The 15690-nt window shown below is 66.1% G+C and carries 15 protein-coding genes and 1 tRNA gene; 11 read left to right on the top strand and 5 right to left on the bottom strand.

What is annotated here, in order from left to right:
* The first annotated feature begins 16 nt into the window (after positions 1–16).
* From KF857_00935 to KF857_00900, 8 genes are all read left to right on the top strand, one after another.
* Positions 17–955 (top strand): Mu-like prophage major head subunit gpT family protein, encoded by a 939-nt coding sequence (locus tag KF857_00935; protein ID MBX3110545.1) that lies wholly within the window; start codon positions 17–19, stop codon positions 953–955.
* Complete coding sequence (locus KF857_00930) at positions 936–1166, top strand: hypothetical protein (GenBank protein ID MBX3110544.1); 231 nt, start codon at positions 936–938, stop codon at positions 1164–1166. Before KF857_00935 ends, KF857_00930 begins: the two co-directional genes overlap by 20 nt.
* Complete coding sequence (locus KF857_00925) at positions 1163–1441, top strand: hypothetical protein (GenBank protein MBX3110543.1); 279 nt, start codon at positions 1163–1165, stop codon at positions 1439–1441. The genes KF857_00930 and KF857_00925 overlap by 4 nt, the downstream gene beginning before the upstream one ends.
* Entirely contained in the window at positions 1432–1851 is a 420-nt protein-coding gene (locus tag KF857_00920; protein ID MBX3110542.1) for a hypothetical protein, read from the top strand. The genes KF857_00925 and KF857_00920 overlap by 10 nt, the downstream gene beginning before the upstream one ends.
* Complete coding sequence (locus KF857_00915; protein MBX3110541.1) at positions 1848–2153, top strand: hypothetical protein; 306 nt, start codon at positions 1848–1850, stop codon at positions 2151–2153. The genes KF857_00920 and KF857_00915 overlap by 4 nt, the downstream gene beginning before the upstream one ends.
* 20 nt (positions 2154–2173) lie before the next feature.
* Positions 2174–2249, top strand: a tRNA-Trp gene (locus tag KF857_00910).
* 68 nt (positions 2250–2317) lie between these two features.
* Positions 2318–3640, top strand: coding sequence for a terminase family protein (locus KF857_00905; protein ID MBX3110540.1), 1323 nt, complete (start codon positions 2318–2320; stop codon positions 3638–3640).
* Positions 3641–3713: 73 nt separating this feature from the next.
* Complete coding sequence (locus KF857_00900) at positions 3714–4676, top strand: DUF935 family protein (protein ID MBX3110539.1); 963 nt, start codon at positions 3714–3716, stop codon at positions 4674–4676.
* Between the two features lie 31 nt (positions 4677–4707).
* On the opposite strand, the gene KF857_00895 is transcribed toward KF857_00900, so the two are convergent.
* Positions 4708–5307 (bottom strand): hypothetical protein, encoded by a 600-nt coding sequence (locus tag KF857_00895; protein ID MBX3110538.1) that lies wholly within the window; start codon positions 5305–5307, stop codon positions 4708–4710.
* 169 nt (positions 5308–5476) lie between these two features.
* Between KF857_00895 and rpsD the strand changes: the two genes are divergently transcribed.
* The gene (gene rpsD, locus KF857_00890; GenBank protein MBX3110537.1) at positions 5477–6085 is read left to right on the top strand and encodes a 30S ribosomal protein S4; all 609 of its coding nucleotides are present in this window, start codon (positions 5477–5479) and stop codon (positions 6083–6085) included.
* 85 nt (positions 6086–6170) lie between these two features.
* On the top strand, positions 6171–6965 hold the full coding sequence (locus KF857_00885) for an MOSC domain-containing protein (protein ID MBX3110536.1): 795 nt from the start codon (positions 6171–6173) through the stop codon (positions 6963–6965).
* Positions 6966–6989: 24 nt separating this feature from the next.
* Here the strand turns inward: KF857_00885 and KF857_00880 are convergent, their stop codons facing one another.
* From KF857_00880 to KF857_00870, 3 genes are all read right to left on the bottom strand, one after another.
* Positions 6990–10262, bottom strand: a complete 3273-nt coding sequence (locus tag KF857_00880) for a DUF1080 domain-containing protein (GenBank protein MBX3110535.1) — start codon at positions 10260–10262, stop codon at positions 6990–6992.
* Between the two features lie 67 nt (positions 10263–10329).
* Complete coding sequence (locus tag KF857_00875; GenBank protein ID MBX3110534.1) at positions 10330–11421, bottom strand: hypothetical protein; 1092 nt, start codon at positions 11419–11421, stop codon at positions 10330–10332.
* 111 nt (positions 11422–11532) lie between these two features.
* Positions 11533–13149, bottom strand: a complete 1617-nt coding sequence (locus tag KF857_00870) for a M1 family metallopeptidase (protein ID MBX3110533.1) — start codon at positions 13147–13149, stop codon at positions 11533–11535.
* Positions 13150–13214: 65 nt separating this feature from the next.
* Between KF857_00870 and KF857_00865 the strand changes: the two genes are divergently transcribed.
* Complete coding sequence (locus KF857_00865) at positions 13215–14279, top strand: hypothetical protein (GenBank protein MBX3110532.1); 1065 nt, start codon at positions 13215–13217, stop codon at positions 14277–14279.
* Positions 14280–14281: 2 nt separating this feature from the next.
* Here KF857_00865 and zwf read toward each other — a convergent pair whose 3' ends face one another.
* Positions 14282–15658 carry a glucose-6-phosphate dehydrogenase gene (gene zwf, locus KF857_00860; protein MBX3110531.1) on the bottom strand — a complete coding sequence of 459 codons (1377 nt, stop codon included), beginning with the start codon at positions 15656–15658 and terminating at the stop codon, positions 14282–14284.
* Positions 15659–15690 lie beyond the last annotated feature (32 nt).

Raw genomic sequence — 15690 nt, 5'->3', positions numbered from 1 at the left:
ACCAGGAGACTGACCCTTGCCCTTACAACGTTCTGACATCCCCGACCTTATCGCCCCTGGCCTGAAGACTGAGTTTGAGGCCGCTTACCGCTCGGAGGTCGAAGATTCGATAGCCGAGCAGATCGCCACGGTCGTCAGCACGACCTTGCCGATCCAGAAGTACGCGTGGCTGGGGGCGACGCCCCCGATGCGCGAGATGGTGGACGAGCGCCGCCCCGCCGGCATGTCGCCCTACAGCGTGACGATCGAGGACAAGGTCTTCGAGTCGAGCATCGCGGTGGAGCGCCGGGCCATCGAGGACGACCAACTCGGCTTGGTCCGCCTTCGCGTCCGTGACCTGGCAGCCAGGGTCAGCCAGCACCGCCACCAAATCGTCGTCGGTGCCCTCACCGGAGGTGCCACCGGGCTGTCCTACGACGGCCTCTCCTTCTTCAACACGGCCCACCCCGTCCCGGGGGGCACGGCGAGCAACCGCACGTCGTCGGCCCTGTCGGCGACGACCCTGGCGGCGGGTATCAGCGCGATGATGCAGTACCCCGACGACTCGGGGGTGCCCCTGGGCGTCGTGCCCGACACCCTCGTCGTCGGCCCCGCCAACATGTGGGACGCGATCGAACTGGTCGAGAGCCCGGTGGTGGTCGCCAAGGCGACGACGTCCACGGGGACTTCGCCGACCGACTACGTGAACGCGTTCAAGGGCCGGTTGCGGCTCATCGTCTCGCCCTACATCACGGGGGCCTCGGCGGCGAACTGGTTCCTGCTCGACACCAAGCGGCCGATCAAGGGGGTCATCCTCCAGCAACGGTCGGACGTGCCGGTCGAGTTCACCGCCCTTGAAGCGTCTGGTGGCGGGGAAGCGGCATGGATGCGGGACAGGTACTTCTACGGGGTACGCGCCCGATACAACGTGGGCTACGGACTGTGGCAGGCGGCATATGGCGGATCTCTTTCCTAGCCTGTTCGGAGGGTCCCTGGGCTTGCTGCTGGGCCTGTTTTTTGGCTTCAGCCGGTTCAGCGACCATCTCGCCGCGTTCATCAAGAAGATGGAGGAGGCGGCCCGGCAACCCTTGTCGGCGGACTGGACGGCCCTGGTCGCCGAGGCCAAGGCGCTGGAGCAGGAGGGCCGGACGCTCGTCGGCGTCGCGCGCAAGGTGGTCGGCAAGTGACCGACGCTTTGTGGTCGAGCCTTGTCAGCCTGGTGGCGGGGGTGGCGGCGTCCGCCTTCGCCGTCGCCCAGTTGGCCTTGCGGCAACACCGGGTCATGACCGACCGCTTTGTCACGTTTGTCGAGACAAGCCTGGCCCGCCACGAGATGTCTATGGCTGGGTTCCGAGACGCCGTCACCCACCTGGACGACGGCGTCCGGGAGAACACCCAGGTGGTGCGGAGGATCTCGGAGAGGCTCGGTGTCTCCTTCCGCGAGGGTGGCGGTTGTCTCTGACCGTCACCTTGGCCGGAGTGAAGGCAAAGGCGGCCCTGGCGGACACGACCTATGACACCGCCGCCGACGACCTGATCGACGTGCTCGTCCCGGTGCTGGAGTTTTGGATCGAACCCGCCGCGTTGGCGACCTCCGACACCCGGCTCGCCACCTTGCTGGACCTGGCCGCGACCGAATATGTCGCAGGCGACCTACTCGCCCAGATCGGGCGCGAACCGGGGGCCCTCGACGACCTGACCGTCGGTGACATCACCCTCAAGGCGCGGTGGTCTGGCGACGTCGCCGACCCGTCGGGCCTCAAGGCCTCGGCGTCGGCCCGGCTCGCGCCGTTCCTGAGGACGGACGTGGTGTCGGAGGTGACCGGACTGCCTGGGGTGGTCGCGGGCGCCAAGCCGGAGGTCTGTCCTTGACCCGGGCCCAGGCCAGAGCGGCGGGGGCAGTGCGGAGGCACGGCACTACGTTCACGGTGGGCGGCACGGGCCACACCGGTGTCTGGGCGGCGATCAGCGCCAACTACGCCGCCGTCCTTTTGGACAACGCCGCCGCCGTCTCGGGCGCGCCGCCCTGGTTTCTCGTGACGGTCCCGTCGGACGACACGACCACCACGGGCCAGGCCGCCGTCCGGGACGGCGTCACCTACACGGTCCGTGGCGTCATCCCCCGGGAGGCCTACGGACAGTCCGTGGCCAAGGCCCTGGTCGCGAGCCGCTGAGGTATTCTGGCCGTCCTCGCAGGGGTGTAGCTCAGCTGGTAGAGCAGCGGTCTCCAAAACCGCAGGTCGCGAGTTCGAATCTTGTCGCCCCTGCCACTCCTTTGCTGACAGGGCATGGAGCCGACACCGGCCCGTGCCCTGTCTTCGTTTGATACCACGCTCCTTTGACCAGATTTCTGAACCGGTTGGCGCCGGTGTGGTCACCCCATCCGGGCCAGCGCGAGTTCCTGCTCGCCGAGGCCCCGAACAAAGTCTTGGCCTGTGGCCGGCGGTGGGGGAAGACCGACGCCTGCGCCGCGGCCGTCTTGGCCGCCCTTCATCGCCCGTCGCCGACCCGCCACCTTCTCTTGGCCCCGACCCTTGAGCAGTCGAACCTGCTCTTCGACCGCGTCGTCGACCTGCTGGACCAGTTGGTCGCGCGGGACGGCGGTGACGCTCGACCGCACGTGCGGCGGGGCCGGCATCCCGAGCTCGCCTACGGTGCGCACAAGGTGTTGGCCCGATCGGGCTTCGTCCCGCGTGCGCTGCGCGGGCACGGGGCGACGGACATTGTCGTGGACGAGGCCGCCTTTCTGCCCGAAAGTCTGGTGACCGAGGTCGCCTTGCCGATGATGGCGACTTGCGAAGGGCGACTGACCCTGATCAGCACCCCGTTTGGTCGAAACCACTTTTGGCGTGCGTTCCAGATGGGACAGCGCGGCGAGAACGGGTTCTGGTCGCGCCAAGCCCCTTCCAGCGAAAACCCCTTGGTGCAGCCAGCGTTCTTGGCGGTGCAAAAGGAGTTGGTGAGTGAGCGTGCTTATGCGGTCGAATACGAGGCCCAGTTTGACGAGGCGGCGGGGAAGGTCTTTCCCAGCGACAAAGTGCAGGCCTGCCTGACACCCCGGTTGGGGCCGGTTTCCGGCCCCTTCGTCGTCGGGGTCGACTGGGCGCGTTACCGCGACTACACCGCCGTCGCCGTCCTTGCGGGGCACCGGGACGCGGCGAAGCTCGTCGGTCTGAGGCAGTGGCGGGGCATGGACTGGGTCGGTTCGGTCGCCGAGGTGGCCCGCATCATCGACTCCTTTCCGGGATGCCGGGTCCTGTGCGACGCCACCGGTGTCGGCGACCCCGTGCTGGAAATGCTCCGGGGCGCCGCACCGTCGGCCGGCGTCACCGGACTGGTCTTCAGCCCTGCGGTCAAGCGGGAACTGGTCGACGGCTTGGCCATGTTGGTGGACCGCGCCGCCCTGCAGATGGAGCCCGACCCGGCCCTCCTGCGCCAACTGGACCGCTTCGAGGCCAAGTCCACGCCGGCAGGGAACCTCCGGCTCGAAGCGGCGGGAAACGACCACGACGACTTGGTCGTCGCCTTGGCCCTCGCCTGCCGCCTGCTCCCCAAAGAGTATCGGCCCGCGATCACCCTCGGGCCACCTCGACGATTCTCCCAAGACTCACAAAACCATGCGGAACATCTTTTCACGAAAGAAGACTCGAACACTGGCTGAGACGGCCCCCGGCCTGACGATAGCCCAACGCAGACAAATGGAGTACCCCGGCCCGCCGCCAGGCGGGCTGCCGTTGTCGACTTATCAGGCGATGCTGGGCGACGCGATGGTGCAGACGGCGATGACGATCAAGCGCAAGGCCGTCTTGGCCGCCGAACACCGGGTCACGGACGACGGGACGGCGGAAGGGCGTCGCCGCGCGGACTTCGTCAGGACGATGTTTGAGCAGATGGACGGGTCGCCCCTTTCCATCCTGGACAACGCCATGCAGGCTTTTGTCAACGGTTGGTCGGTCCAGGAACTTGTCTACGCCCTGGACGGGCGGCACATCGTCCTGAAGGCGGTACGGAGCAAGGACCCCGAGAACTTCGGGCTGGAGGTCGACGCCTTCGGTGCGGTGACCGGCCTGGTCCTCCGGACTCCCGGCGAGCCGGTGCGCCACCTGGACACAGAAAAGTTCGTCGTCTTCACCAACCGGCCGACTTACGCCGACCCTCGGGGCACCAGCGACTTGGGGGCGGCGTACCGGCACTGGCGGGCCAAGCAAGACCTGCTGTCAGCGTGGAAGCTGCACTTGAGCCGGTTCGCCATGCCGACCGTGCTCGGCAAGTACCAGCGTGGCCTGCCGCGGGAAGAGCAGGAGGCCGTCGCCGAAGCCCTGCGGAACCTACAGGACAACGTCAGTGTCGTGTTCCCCAGCGAGATCGACATCAGCACCCTGGGAGGCGACCCGTCGGCGTCGACGGGGTTCCAGGAGGCGGTGGAGTTCCACAACCGGGAGATCGCCCGGGCGATCCTCGGCCAGACCCTCACGACAGACGAGGGCCGACGGGTCGGGTCGCTCGCCTTGGGCAAGGTCCACCTGCAGGTGCTGCTGCTCCAGACCGAGGCGTTGCGCAAGGAACTGGCCGACCGTGTCATGACCGAGCAGGTGGTCCGCCCGCTGGTCGAGCTTAACTTCGGCCCTGGCCCCGTGCCCCGGTTCGAGTTCGACCGGTCGAGCCAAGACGCCTTCGCCACCGGCCGGTTGGTGTAAGCGGGGACCACGCCGTGGCCAAGGCCAAGGGTCAGCCCGCCTTGGCGAACTGGGTTGTTTGGATGCGCCGGACGAAGTCGGCCCAGTCGTCGGTCTTGGAGGTCAGGCGGCAGCCGACCACGACCTCGGCCGAGCCGACCGCCTGGGTGGTGTGGGCGACCTCGACGGCGACCTTGAGCGGGCTGACGCCGCTGTCGATGTCCAGGGTCAGCTGGTCGCCGGGGAAGACGCGCACCCCACAAGTGAACGACAACCCAGACGTGGACACGTCGTGCAGGTCGACGGTGCCGACTTCGGGGCTGACAAGGGCCTTGACGCCCTTGACGGGGAACCGCTTGGCCCGTTCGGTGCCGACCTTGATCTCCATCGCGGTGATCCAGAGCTTGGTCTCGCCCTTCTTGTGGCCGACGACACTGGCCATGATGCGCGAGTGGCGCGGGCAGTTGACGGGTTCGCAACGCACCGGTGTGCCGACCGTCAACTCGACGTCGTCGTCCATCTTGATCTCGTAGACCGGGGCTGCTGCCATGGCGACACGGCCGGGGACGGTGCTCTCGTCCCCCGGGGTGATGATCTTGACATCGTCCCCCAAGCGGAGGTCGAAGGGCTGAGACTTGACCGTGTTCGACATAGTTACCTGGATTGTCAGCCGCCGAAGCCCCGCTCATCAGGCTAGAAGTCGGGACTCTCGGCGGCCGCGGCCTGCCTCGGAAGCCGGTTGGTGCCATAATCCTGGGTTACGCCCACCCCGGCTTTGCCCGGGTGTGAAACCAACTGGAAAAGGCTTTGGACCAATAAGCATGGCGACATACCGAGGAAGAAGATCAGACATCTGCCGTAAAGTCGGCTTCAACATCTGGGGCAAGACCAAGTGCCCCAGCACAAAACGCCCCTACAAGCCGGGTCAGCACGGCCCGAACGTCCGCGACAACCGCATGTCCGAGTATGGCGAGCAGTTGTTGGCCAAGCAGGTCATCCGCCGCTACTACGGGATGCTGGAAAAGCAGTTCCGCAACACCTTTGAGAAGGCGAGCCGGATGCATGGCAACACGGGCCTCAACTTTTTGCGGCTCCTGGACCTGCGTCTGCAGACCGTCGTCTATCGGCTGGGCTACGCCCGCACCATCTTCCAGGCCCGCCAAATGGTGAGCCACCAGCACATCTGCGTCAACGGCAAGCTGGTCGACATCCCGTCCTACACCCTGAAGGTCGGCGACGTCGTCAGCGTCCGCGACCGGCAACAGAGCAAGGATCTGGCCAAGCGCAACCAATACGAAGGTGCTCCGGTCCCCGTCTATCTGGAGCCGAACGTGGCGGACATGAGCGGCAAGGTCATCGCCTTGCCCGAGCGCGAGGACTTCCCCAGCTTCTTCAAAGAGCAGCAGGTCGTCGAGTTCTACGCCCGCTGACCCGGGTCAGACCCTGATCCACAGACCGCCCCGGCCGTGTTCGGCCGGGGCGGTCCTTCATTTGGTGAGCCGGTAGACTCCGGTGATGCCGACAGTCGCCTCGGTCCACCTCTATCCGGTCAAGGGTATGCGGGGCATCGACCTCGCCGAGTCGGTCGTCGGGCCACGAGGGTTGGAGGGGGACCGCCGGTGGATGCTTGTCGGTGAGGACGGGCGGTTCATCAGCCAGCGCTCCCACCCGCGGTTGTGCCTTTTCCGTACGGAGCTGCGCGACGGCAGGCTCTCCCTACGGGCCCCGGACGGAGCCGGCATGGAGGTGCCCACGCCGGAGGGGGGACCGCTTGACGTCACCGTCTGGGAGGACACGTGCCGGGCCACCCATGTCTCAAGAGAGGTCGACGCCTGGCTGACGGGGCACCTGGGCCTGCCGGTCCGCCTTGTCTACATGCCCGACGAGACGGTCAGGCCCTGCTCGCGGCAATACACACAGCCAGGCGACCATGTCGGCTTTGCCGACGCGTTCCCCGTGCTCGTCGCGTCGACGAGTTCACTGGACGACTTGAACTCCCGTCTCGACCAGCCCCTGCCGATGAACCGCTTCCGCCCGAACATCGTCGTCGCCGGGGTCGCGCCGTTCGAAGAGGACACCTGGCCCGGCTTTGAACTGGGCGGCGTCCGGTTCAGGGCGGCCAAGCGGTGCGGACGGTGCGCGGTCACCACGACCGACCAAGACACCGCCGAGGTCGGGGTCGAGCCGCTCCGGACTCTCGCGGGGTATCGCCACGAGGGGCGGGCCGTCTACTTCGGCAACTACTTCGTCCCTGAAGGTTCGGGACGACTCGCCGTCGGCCAGACCCTCGACGTCCGCCAGGCGGGGTGACCCGCCCAGCGGACCAAGGACGGCTCACTTGTCGGCCAGCTTCTTGATCCTCAGGTTGCGGAACATCGCCTTGTCGCCGTGGTCTTGCAGGGCGATGTGGCCGAATCCGGCCCGGGCGAACCCCGGCAGGCCCTTGAACTTACTCGCCGCCAGCTTCTCGGCAAAGTCGGGCGAGTCAAGGTCGTAGCTGAGCACCATACGGCCGTTCAACCAGTGCTCGACCTTGCCGCCCTTACAGACGATCTTCGCCTCGTTCCACTCGCCGACCGGGCGGGTGTAGTCGCCGCTGGGGGCATAGAGGCCGTAGCAGGCCCCGGCCGAGGTCAGCGGGTTCCGGCCGTCAAGGTGCTTCTCGTTGTCGAGCACCTGGTATTCCAGGCCGGTCTTGAACGAGTAGTCTTGGTCTTCCGTGCACCGGTAGATGACCCCGCTGTTGGTGCCAGGTGCGGGGACCTTCCATTCGAAGCGGAGCTCAAAGTCACCATAGGTCTCCTTGGTGACGAGGTCGCCGCCGTCGCCCTTGCTCGAGTCGACGGTGATGCCGCCGTCCTCGATGAACCAGGCCCGAGGCACGTCGGCCCGGCGGTACCCGCGCCACTGTTCCAGAGACCGCCCGTCAAAGAGGAGCTGGAACCCTTCGCGCTGTTCGTCGCGAGAGAGCACGTTGGCCGGTTGGGGCCGCCCGTAGACGACCTTGCCGACCTTGCCCGCCGGGATCTTGTTGAGGGTGTAGAACATCTCAGTCGACCACAGGCTTTGTCCCGAGGCCGAGAGGACGGACGGGTGGACGCGGATGTCGACCACGTACCCCTCCTTGAGCCCGTCGTATTCCAGGAACACGCTCTTTCGGTCGCCGCTCCATGTCACCGACCGGGGCAGGAACGAGGTCTCGTCGATGTTCGGCCCGCCGTACTCGCTGGTGGCGACGTACGTCCATTGCCGGGTGGGGAAGTAGCCGGGGGTGTCGCCGACGCCGCGGGCCACCGGCTCGGTGAACTCCAGCTCAAAGCCGTTTGTCATGGCCGAGGCACGCAGGATCTCGTAGGTGGGCTTGCCGTTGTAGACAAGGCGTTGGAGCCCATACCACAGCTTGTTCTCCTCACCCCAGTTGCCGCTGCTCCCGACGCCGCCGACGTAAAGGGCGCCGTCGGGCCCGACCGCCGTCCGGTTGACCCCGGCCTCAAGCCCGGCGACAAACCTGACCACGCCGCCTTGGAGTTGGCCGCCCACCGACTCCATGAAGAGGCGGGTCAGCCCGCCGTAGGTGACGTCGCCGAACGCCCACTGGCCCTTGTAAGGGCCGTAGTCGAGCGGCACGACGTTGCTTGGCGAGTTGGCGATCTCGTTCTCGGGCAACCACGCGACAGGCGGGTGGGCGACGCGCCCCTCGGTGCCTTGGGGGTCGACGGACCGGTTGCCGTACCAGGCGCCGGGTTCGATCTGGACGATCTTGTTGGCGGGCACCCAGTCACCCTGGTTGTCGGCGATGAAGAGCTTGCCGTCAGGGGTCAGCCACAGGCCGTTCGGCGTCCGGAGCCCGTTGGCGATGTACTCGTATGTGCCGTCGAGGTGGATTTTCATCACCGACCCACGGTTCGGGAGCTGTTGCATCGCCGACTTTCCGCCCGGGTCGATGGCGATGGCCAACGAGGCGTAAAACACCTTCTCCTTGTCGTCGTAGGGGAGGCCGAAGGAGAACTCATGGAAGTTGTTCGACACCTGCCAACCGTTGGCGACGCACCGGTACTCGTCGGTCACCCCGTCGCCGTCGTTGTCGACAAGTTCGGTCAGTTCCTGCTTCTGGAGGACATAGACCTTGCCGTCCACGACCTTGATGCCGAGCGGCTCGGCCATGCCGCCGCCGATCCGCTTGACCTTGATCTGCGACGGGTCTTTGCTCGTGTAATTGGACACCCGGTACACGCCGCCGTCCGGCTCCCAACAGCAGACCACCATGTCGCCGTTCGGCATGAAGTCGATGCCGCCGACCTTGGGCTTGAAACTTTCGGGCCGGGCCTGCGACAAGTCGAAGGACGGGTGGACTTTGTCGAGGGGCCGCATGTCGCCGGGCACGCGGCGGGAGCCCGCCATCATGACCCTTTTCTTGCCGGGGGCGACGACCCGGACCTCGCCCTTGCCGGTCGTGAACACGCTCGGGGGGACGACGGTGAAATCCTTGTCGCCCGGCTTCTTCCATAGGAGCCGCAGGCCGAACGGGCCGAACTCCTGGAAGTGCTCGATGAAGAGGCTGTGTTCACCGGCCCCGAGGTCAACGGCGGCGTCGCCCGGCTTGCCCATTTCCATGAACCCGTCGTGCTCCAGGACGATCTTGCCGTCTAGGGAGAGCCGAGAGCCGTCGTTGCTGTCGAGGCGGAACGTGTAACGGCCGGCCTGGCTGACATTCAGGTAACCGGTGACGTGGGTCAGGAACCGGGTCTCCAGGCCACCGAACGCTTCCTTGGTCGTGAGGTCGACGTTGGGGATGATCTTGTTGACGTTGCCGGTCTGCCCCGCGACCAGGGTGGGCACGTGGCTCATGTCGTCGTCGACAAAGTAGACGCGCAGGCCGAGCCCAGGCTCCCGCTGGTCGCTCTTGTCTTGGAGAGGCTTGGGGGTAGGCAGGGGCGCGGCCTTGGGAAGCACAAAGGAGTAGCGGACGGTGGTGCGGCCGTTGGCCTTGACGTCGATGTTTGACGCCGACCCTTTGAGCACCGTCGTGCGGCTTCCGCCCAGCACGTTGACCTCGGTGTCGACAAGGTGGGTGCCGGTGACGGCGAGGGTCGCCCCGGCAGGGACGCCGGACGTGACGAACTTGCGCTCCAATCCGACCTTGCCGGCCCCGGCGGAGAAGAACTCGGGGATCTCGGTGACGTGCACGACCCCGGCCGAAGACTGCAAGTCGAACTGGATGTTGACCTGACCCTCGACAAACTTGTATCCCCGGTAGACCGGCTTGGTCGCGACGGCCTTGCCCCCCTGGGTGAGCTGCCATGTCTCGCCCTCCACGTCGTTGCGCACATAGGGGGCGCCCTCGCTGGTGGGTTGCGGCCCGTGGACGGTGGTGTAGACCGAACCGTCGAACTTCACCCCTCCCGTCCACGCCTGGTAGAGGTTGCACTTGGTGGTGTCGTAGGCGACCCAGACGTCCTTGTGGAGGGCGACCGTGATCATGCGCGGGTGTTGGTCGAGGACTGACCGGAACACCCAGATGTCTCGGGGGCGGTACGGCACACCGAACGGGTCGTGGTCGGCGGCGCCGGTTGTCAACACCGCCGCCAAGGTCAACGCAGCCAGCATGGTTCATGTTTACCCGTGATCCTGCGGGGTCTGCACCGCTCCCCGGTGGAGAAGTCGCCCCGGGCGTCTAAGGGCGCTCGCGCAACGCCGCGGCGACACTGTAGAAGGCCCTTGCCGCGCTGGCCTGGAAGAGCAGGCGGTGGCCTTCTTCCTCACGGACGCCGGTCTCGCCCCACTTGAGCCCGTACATGCCGTAGTCACTGCGGCCCTTGTCCCGCAGGATCAGGGTCGACCGGACGGCGACGTCGCGCCACGGCCCCTTGGGGTCGACCCGGTCACAGTCGAGGAAAGCGTCGACCAAGTGGTGGGCGAAGGCGGTCTCGTCGCCCAGTCCTCCACCGGCCCGGTACCAGCGCCGTTGGGCCGCGGTCGCGATCCGCAGGGCGTCGGCCTTGTACTTCTCGTCCTTCGTGGCTTTGAAGAGTTCGAGTTTGAGGCGGACGGGAAGGGCGGTGTTGTACGACCACTTGGTCTTGTCGACCTTGCCGTCGAGGGCCCGGTTGTCAAAGTAGAGGTCGTCGGTGTCGCGCATCCCGTCGCACCAGGCGTCAAGTTCCTTGGCGACCTTCAGGTCGTCCTCCTTTCCCGCCGCGTTGAACAGCTTGGCGGCGACCAACCCGGTGTTGGCGGTGCCGCACGTGTTCTTGGTCTTGCGGTCTTGCTCGTGCCAATAGACGCCGCCGCCCGCCTTGTCGTCCTTCCCGCTCAAGACGAACGCGAGGGTCTTGCGGGCTCGGGCCATGTCACTGGCCCGGTGGCCGTTCTCGAACCCCTCGATCTGGGCCAAGGCGACCCAGGCGTTGTCGTCATAGTAGCGGTCGGGCTCGGTGAGCCCGGGAAGGACGCAGTAGCCGGCGAACGGGCCCCGCGTGTCCCAGTAGGTGTCGACTTCGTCGGTCAGTTGTTCCCACATGGGCCGGTAGCCGGGTGGGTTGAAACGCATCGCGGCGGCGGCGGCGGAGAGCATCACCGCCATGTCCCACATCGTCGCTTGCTCTTTCACCGCGTGGTGGTCCTTCACCGCGGCCGCAAAGGTCGGTTCGCGACCCATGCGGTAGAGCACGTCGATCATGCCGACGGTCTCGTCGCCAAAGCGGGAGAAGGCGTCGGCCAAGTCCATCTCCTGGTTGGCGAGCACAAAGGCCATTGCAGCGAGCATCCTACGTTTCTTGACGCCTAGGGCCAAGGCTGGGATACTGTTTCTTGGGCTTCGACGCCACGGGGTTGTCACCCACACCGTGCAAAGCGGGACGCCCCCGGGCGTGCCTGCCTAGCGGGCCATCAGGACCCATCCGTCCGGGTCGATTTTGAAGCTCGACCCGTCGACCTTCAGGCTGCCCTTGCCGTCCTTCATCGGGACACGGGTCCGCTTGCCGTCGACCTCGACTTCGACAGGCATGGGGAAGCGGAGACCGTCCGGGGTCTGCCAGGCCAGGTGGAGGACGCCGTCCTTGACCTCGGACTGCAGCTTCGGTAGCGCGGGCTGTCTCAGGTAGACCTCGAAGAACCAATCGAGCCTCATACCGCTCTCTCGTTCGGCGATGGAGAGAAAGTCGTCGGTGGTCACCAGCCTCTGGGCCCGACCGTCGGTCCACGTCTCCATCTCGGCCGTCGGGTAGGCCATGCGCCGCAAGCAGTCGAAGAACCGCTTGTCGCCGACGAGGAACCGGAGGGAGTGGAGGACGAGAGCGCCCTTGTCGTAGATGTCCCCGGTGTAGATGTCGCTGGACGACATCGACTGCCGAGGAGCGACGGCGATCTTGTTTTGGACGGCCTGTTTGCGACCCTTCATGGAGGCGAGATAGGCGGCGCGTCCATGGGTCTCCTCCTGGTAAAGGCTGTCCATGTAGGACTGGAACCCCTCGTGGACCCACATGTCGCGCCAGTCAGACGCGGTGACGAGGTTGGCCCACCACTCATGGCCGAACTCGTGGAGCATCAGCCAGTCGAACCCGTCGTCCCGGAAGCGGAACTTGTTCCCGTAGGCGATGGCGGTCGAATGCTCCATGCCCAAGTGGGGTGTCTCGACAACCCCCAGTTTCACCGTGCGGAACGGGTATGGGCCGCAGTACTTCTCCATGAAGGCGAAGTACTTCTTGAGCTCGGCGATCAGCTTGGGGGCCTTGTCCTTGTCCTCGGGCAATACGTAGAACGGGATCTTGACGGTCTGCCCGCCGACCGACTTGACACTGTCCTCGACGAGGTCGTACGGAGCCGCGTTGAAGACGACGCTGTAGTTGGCGATGGGAAGCGGCATGTGCCACGAGTAGGTCGTCGTCTTGTCGGCATGCTTGGCCGGAGGGGCCGATTCCACCCCCGGGCCGACCGCCACGAGGGGGTCCGGCACGGTGATGCGCATCCACACCTCGTCCGGCCGGTCCGACGGGTGGTCCTTGCAGGGGAAAAGCATGTCGGCCCCGTCGTCTTCCAACGCGACGCTGACCCACGGTTGTCCGCCCTTCGTCTTGGCCCACACGAACGCGCCGTCCCAGGGTGCGTTTTTCGCCACTTTGGGTTTGCCGCTGTAGGTGACCACGGTGGTGATCGTCTCGCCGGGCTGCTTGGATTGGGGGAAGAAGATCCGGACGGTGTTGTCCTGACGGTCGAACTTGAGCGGGTACCGGCCGTCGGTGACCATCTGTACGGAGAACCGGCTGTCAAGGTCGAGAAGGATGGCGTTGGAAGGGATGACCGCCTTCGCCACCATCTTGGTCGTGCCTTGGATTGACTTGTCCGCAGGGTCGACTTTGAGGCCGACGTCGTAGGATTTGACGTCGTAGACGGCTTCTTCGAAGGGCAGGGGCCCCCCGGACTTGCTGGCGACTTGGGCGAGGGCGGCGGTGGCGACCAAGCCAGTGCAGAGGGTGGCGACTCCCCGATGGCGCATAGACGGCATCTTACGCCATTGGAGCCTTCCCAAAGCGTCCGGCCGTGGACGGGCTACGATAAGGGATGCGACTGCTGACGACCGCGGCACCCGCCATCGCCCTCGCGGCATGGGCCTTGGTCGCCGCCGTGCCTGGCCCACTGAGCATGGTCGTCGCTGGGTTGGGCTTGGTCCTTGCTGTGGTCGCGTCCGTCCACCACGCCGAGGTGATCGCCCACCGGGTCGGCGAACCGTACGGCACGCTGGTCCTGGCCGTCGCCATGACGACGATCGAGGCCGCCCTTGTGCTCTCGCTCATGTTGGCGAAGGGCGAGGGTGGGACAACGTTGCCTCGCGACACGGTGTACGCGGCGGTCATGACGATCTGCTCCGGTGTCTTGGGTGTCTGCCTCTTCGTGGGAGGCGTCAGGCACAAAGAGCAGACCTTCCGCGTGGACGGGGCGACGTCGGCCCTGGCCGCGCTGGTGACCCTGGTCGGTCTCACCCTGGTCTTGCCCAACCACACGACCAGTAGCCCGGTGGCGACCTATTCGCCGCCCCAACTCGCCGCGGTCGCCCTCATGTCTTTCGTCTTGTGGGGCGTGTTCGTGATGATCCAGACCGGGCGGCACCGCGACTACTTCCTCCCGACCCAGCCGGAGGCCGACGGCGACGAGCATGCCGAGATACCGTCGAAGAAGGCGGCTTGGTCGAGTCTTGTCGCCATGCTGGTCAGCCTGGTCGCCGTCGTGATGCTGGCCAAAAGCCTGTCGGCCCCGCTGGAACGGTTTGTCACCCAGATCGGGGCGCCCCAGGCCGTGGTCGGCGTCCTCATCTCGTTCCTTGTCCTGATGCCCGAGACGGCGGCGTCACTGCGTGCCGCCGTCTCAAACCGGTTTCAGACCAGCATGAACCTGGCGATGGGTTCGGCCTTGGCCAGCATCGGACTGACCATCCCCGTGGTCGCCGTCGCCAGCCTGATCATGGGCGTCCCCCTTGTCCTCGGTTTGGACGCCAAGGCGACGATCCTGCTCACCCTCACGTTCATCGTCAACGGGTTGACGCTTGGCCTGGGCCGGAGCAACATCCTGCTCGGCGCGGCCCACCTGATGCTGTTCGCCGTCTTCCTGCTGACGTCCTTTGTGCCTTAGGCTCAGCCCGGGTTGTGCCAGCCCCCGTCGCCCGCGGTGAGGGCGTCGGCCTCCGCCGGGCCCCAACTGCCGACCCAGTACGGGTGGACGGTGCGGTGGTCGCTTAGGACGGGCTCGACAACCTCCCACGCCGCCCGGACGGTCTCCCAGCGGGTGAACAAGGCGTCGTCGCCGATGAGCGCGTCGCCGATCAGGCGCTCGTAGGCCGAGGCCTCGCCCGGTTCCTCCTCCAAGAGGAACAACTCGTCCTGATGGCCGACAAACTCTTTGCCGGCGCTCTTGACCCGGGCCGCGACGGCGATGGCGCTCTGGGGGGCGAGTTGGAAGCGGATGTAGTTCGGGCGTCCCGCCGACGGGTTCGAGTCGGCGAAGAGCGGCTGGGGCGGCGGCTTGAGCTGCACAAGCACCTCCGTCGCTTTGACGGGCAGGTTCTTGCCGGAGCGCAGGTACCAAGGCACGCCCTGCCACCGCCATGAGTCGATGTGGAGCCGGGCCGCGCAATAGGTCTCGACGTCGGACTGGGGGTCGACGCCCGGTTCGTCCCGGTAGCCGACGTACTGGCCGCGCACCACGTCGTCGGGCGCGAGGGGCACCATCGCCTCGAAGACCTTGGCCTTCTCCCGGTGGACGGCCCAGTAGTGGCGGCCCGAGGGGGGCTCCATGGCCAGCAGGGCGACAATCTGGAACAGGTGGTTTTGGACGACGTCCCGGAGGCACCCGGCGCTCTCGTAGAACGCCCCCCGGCCCTTCACCCCGAAGTCCTCGGCCATGGTGATCTGCACACTGGAGATGAAATTACGGTTCCAGATCGGTTCCAGGAAGGTGTTGGCGAACCGGAAGTAGAGGATGTTCATGATCGCCTCCTTGCCCAGATAGTGGTCGATCCGGTAGATCGCCTCCTCGGGGAAGACGGTCGTGGCGACTTTATTGAGTTCTTCGGCCGAGGCGAGGTCTCGTCCAAACGGTTTCTCCACGATGACCTTGGCGTTTTCGGCCAGTCCCGAGCTGCCCAGGCATTCGATGACCTGGGGGAAAAGCGACGGCGGGATGGCCAGATAGTGGGCGGGCCGGGACGCCCCGCCCAAGGCGTCCTTGATCCTCGTGAACGTGGAAGCGTCGTTGTAGTCGCCGCTGACATACCGGACCAGCGACTTGAGTTTTCCGAGAGTCACCGTGTCGGTCGGGTCGCCGTAGTGCGCGATGCTGTCGTCGATTCGGGCGCAGAGTTCCTCCTGCTTCCATGTCGGCCGTGCCACCCCGATGACGGGGACGTCGAGGATCCCCCGCTTGACGAGGGAGAAGAGGGAGGGGAAGACCAGCTTGTGCGCCAAGTCCCCTGTCGCACCGAAGAGGACCAGGGCGTCAGATTTGTCGTGCATCGCTCTCGTTGATGACGTTACCGGAAGCGGAC

Source organism: Fimbriimonadaceae bacterium, from assembly GCA_019638795.1.
Classification (GTDB): Bacteria; Armatimonadota; Fimbriimonadia; order Fimbriimonadales; family Fimbriimonadaceae; genus JAHBTB01.
The sequence above is the reverse complement of the archived record's forward strand: the minus strand, read 5'-3'. Positions and strand labels throughout refer to the sequence as shown.

What these genes read in the sequence shown, in the direction of transcription:
- KF857_00930 (MBX3110544.1), top strand. Translation starts at nt 936, where the DNA reads ATGGCGGATCTCTTTCCTAGCCTGTTCGGAGGGTCCCTGGGCTTGCTG.
- KF857_00875 (MBX3110534.1), bottom strand. Translation starts at nt 11,421, where the DNA reads ATGCTCGCTGCAATGGCCTTTGTGCTCGCCAACCAGGAGATGGACTTG.
- rpsD (MBX3110537.1), top strand. Translation starts at nt 5,477, where the DNA reads ATGGCGACATACCGAGGAAGAAGATCAGACATCTGCCGTAAAGTCGGC.
- zwf (MBX3110531.1), bottom strand. Translation starts at nt 15,658, where the DNA reads ATGCACGACAAATCTGACGCCCTGGTCCTCTTCGGTGCGACAGGGGAC.
- KF857_00880 (MBX3110535.1), bottom strand. Translation starts at nt 10,262, where the DNA reads ATGCTGGCTGCGTTGACCTTGGCGGCGGTGTTGACAACCGGCGCCGCC.
- KF857_00885 (MBX3110536.1), top strand. Translation starts at nt 6,171, where the DNA reads ATGCCGACAGTCGCCTCGGTCCACCTCTATCCGGTCAAGGGTATGCGG.
- KF857_00895 (MBX3110538.1), bottom strand. Translation starts at nt 5,307, where the DNA reads ATGTCGAACACGGTCAAGTCTCAGCCCTTCGACCTCCGCTTGGGGGAC.
- KF857_00870 (MBX3110533.1), bottom strand. Translation starts at nt 13,149, where the DNA reads ATGCGCCATCGGGGAGTCGCCACCCTCTGCACTGGCTTGGTCGCCACC.
- KF857_00865 (MBX3110532.1), top strand. Translation starts at nt 13,215, where the DNA reads ATGCGACTGCTGACGACCGCGGCACCCGCCATCGCCCTCGCGGCATGG.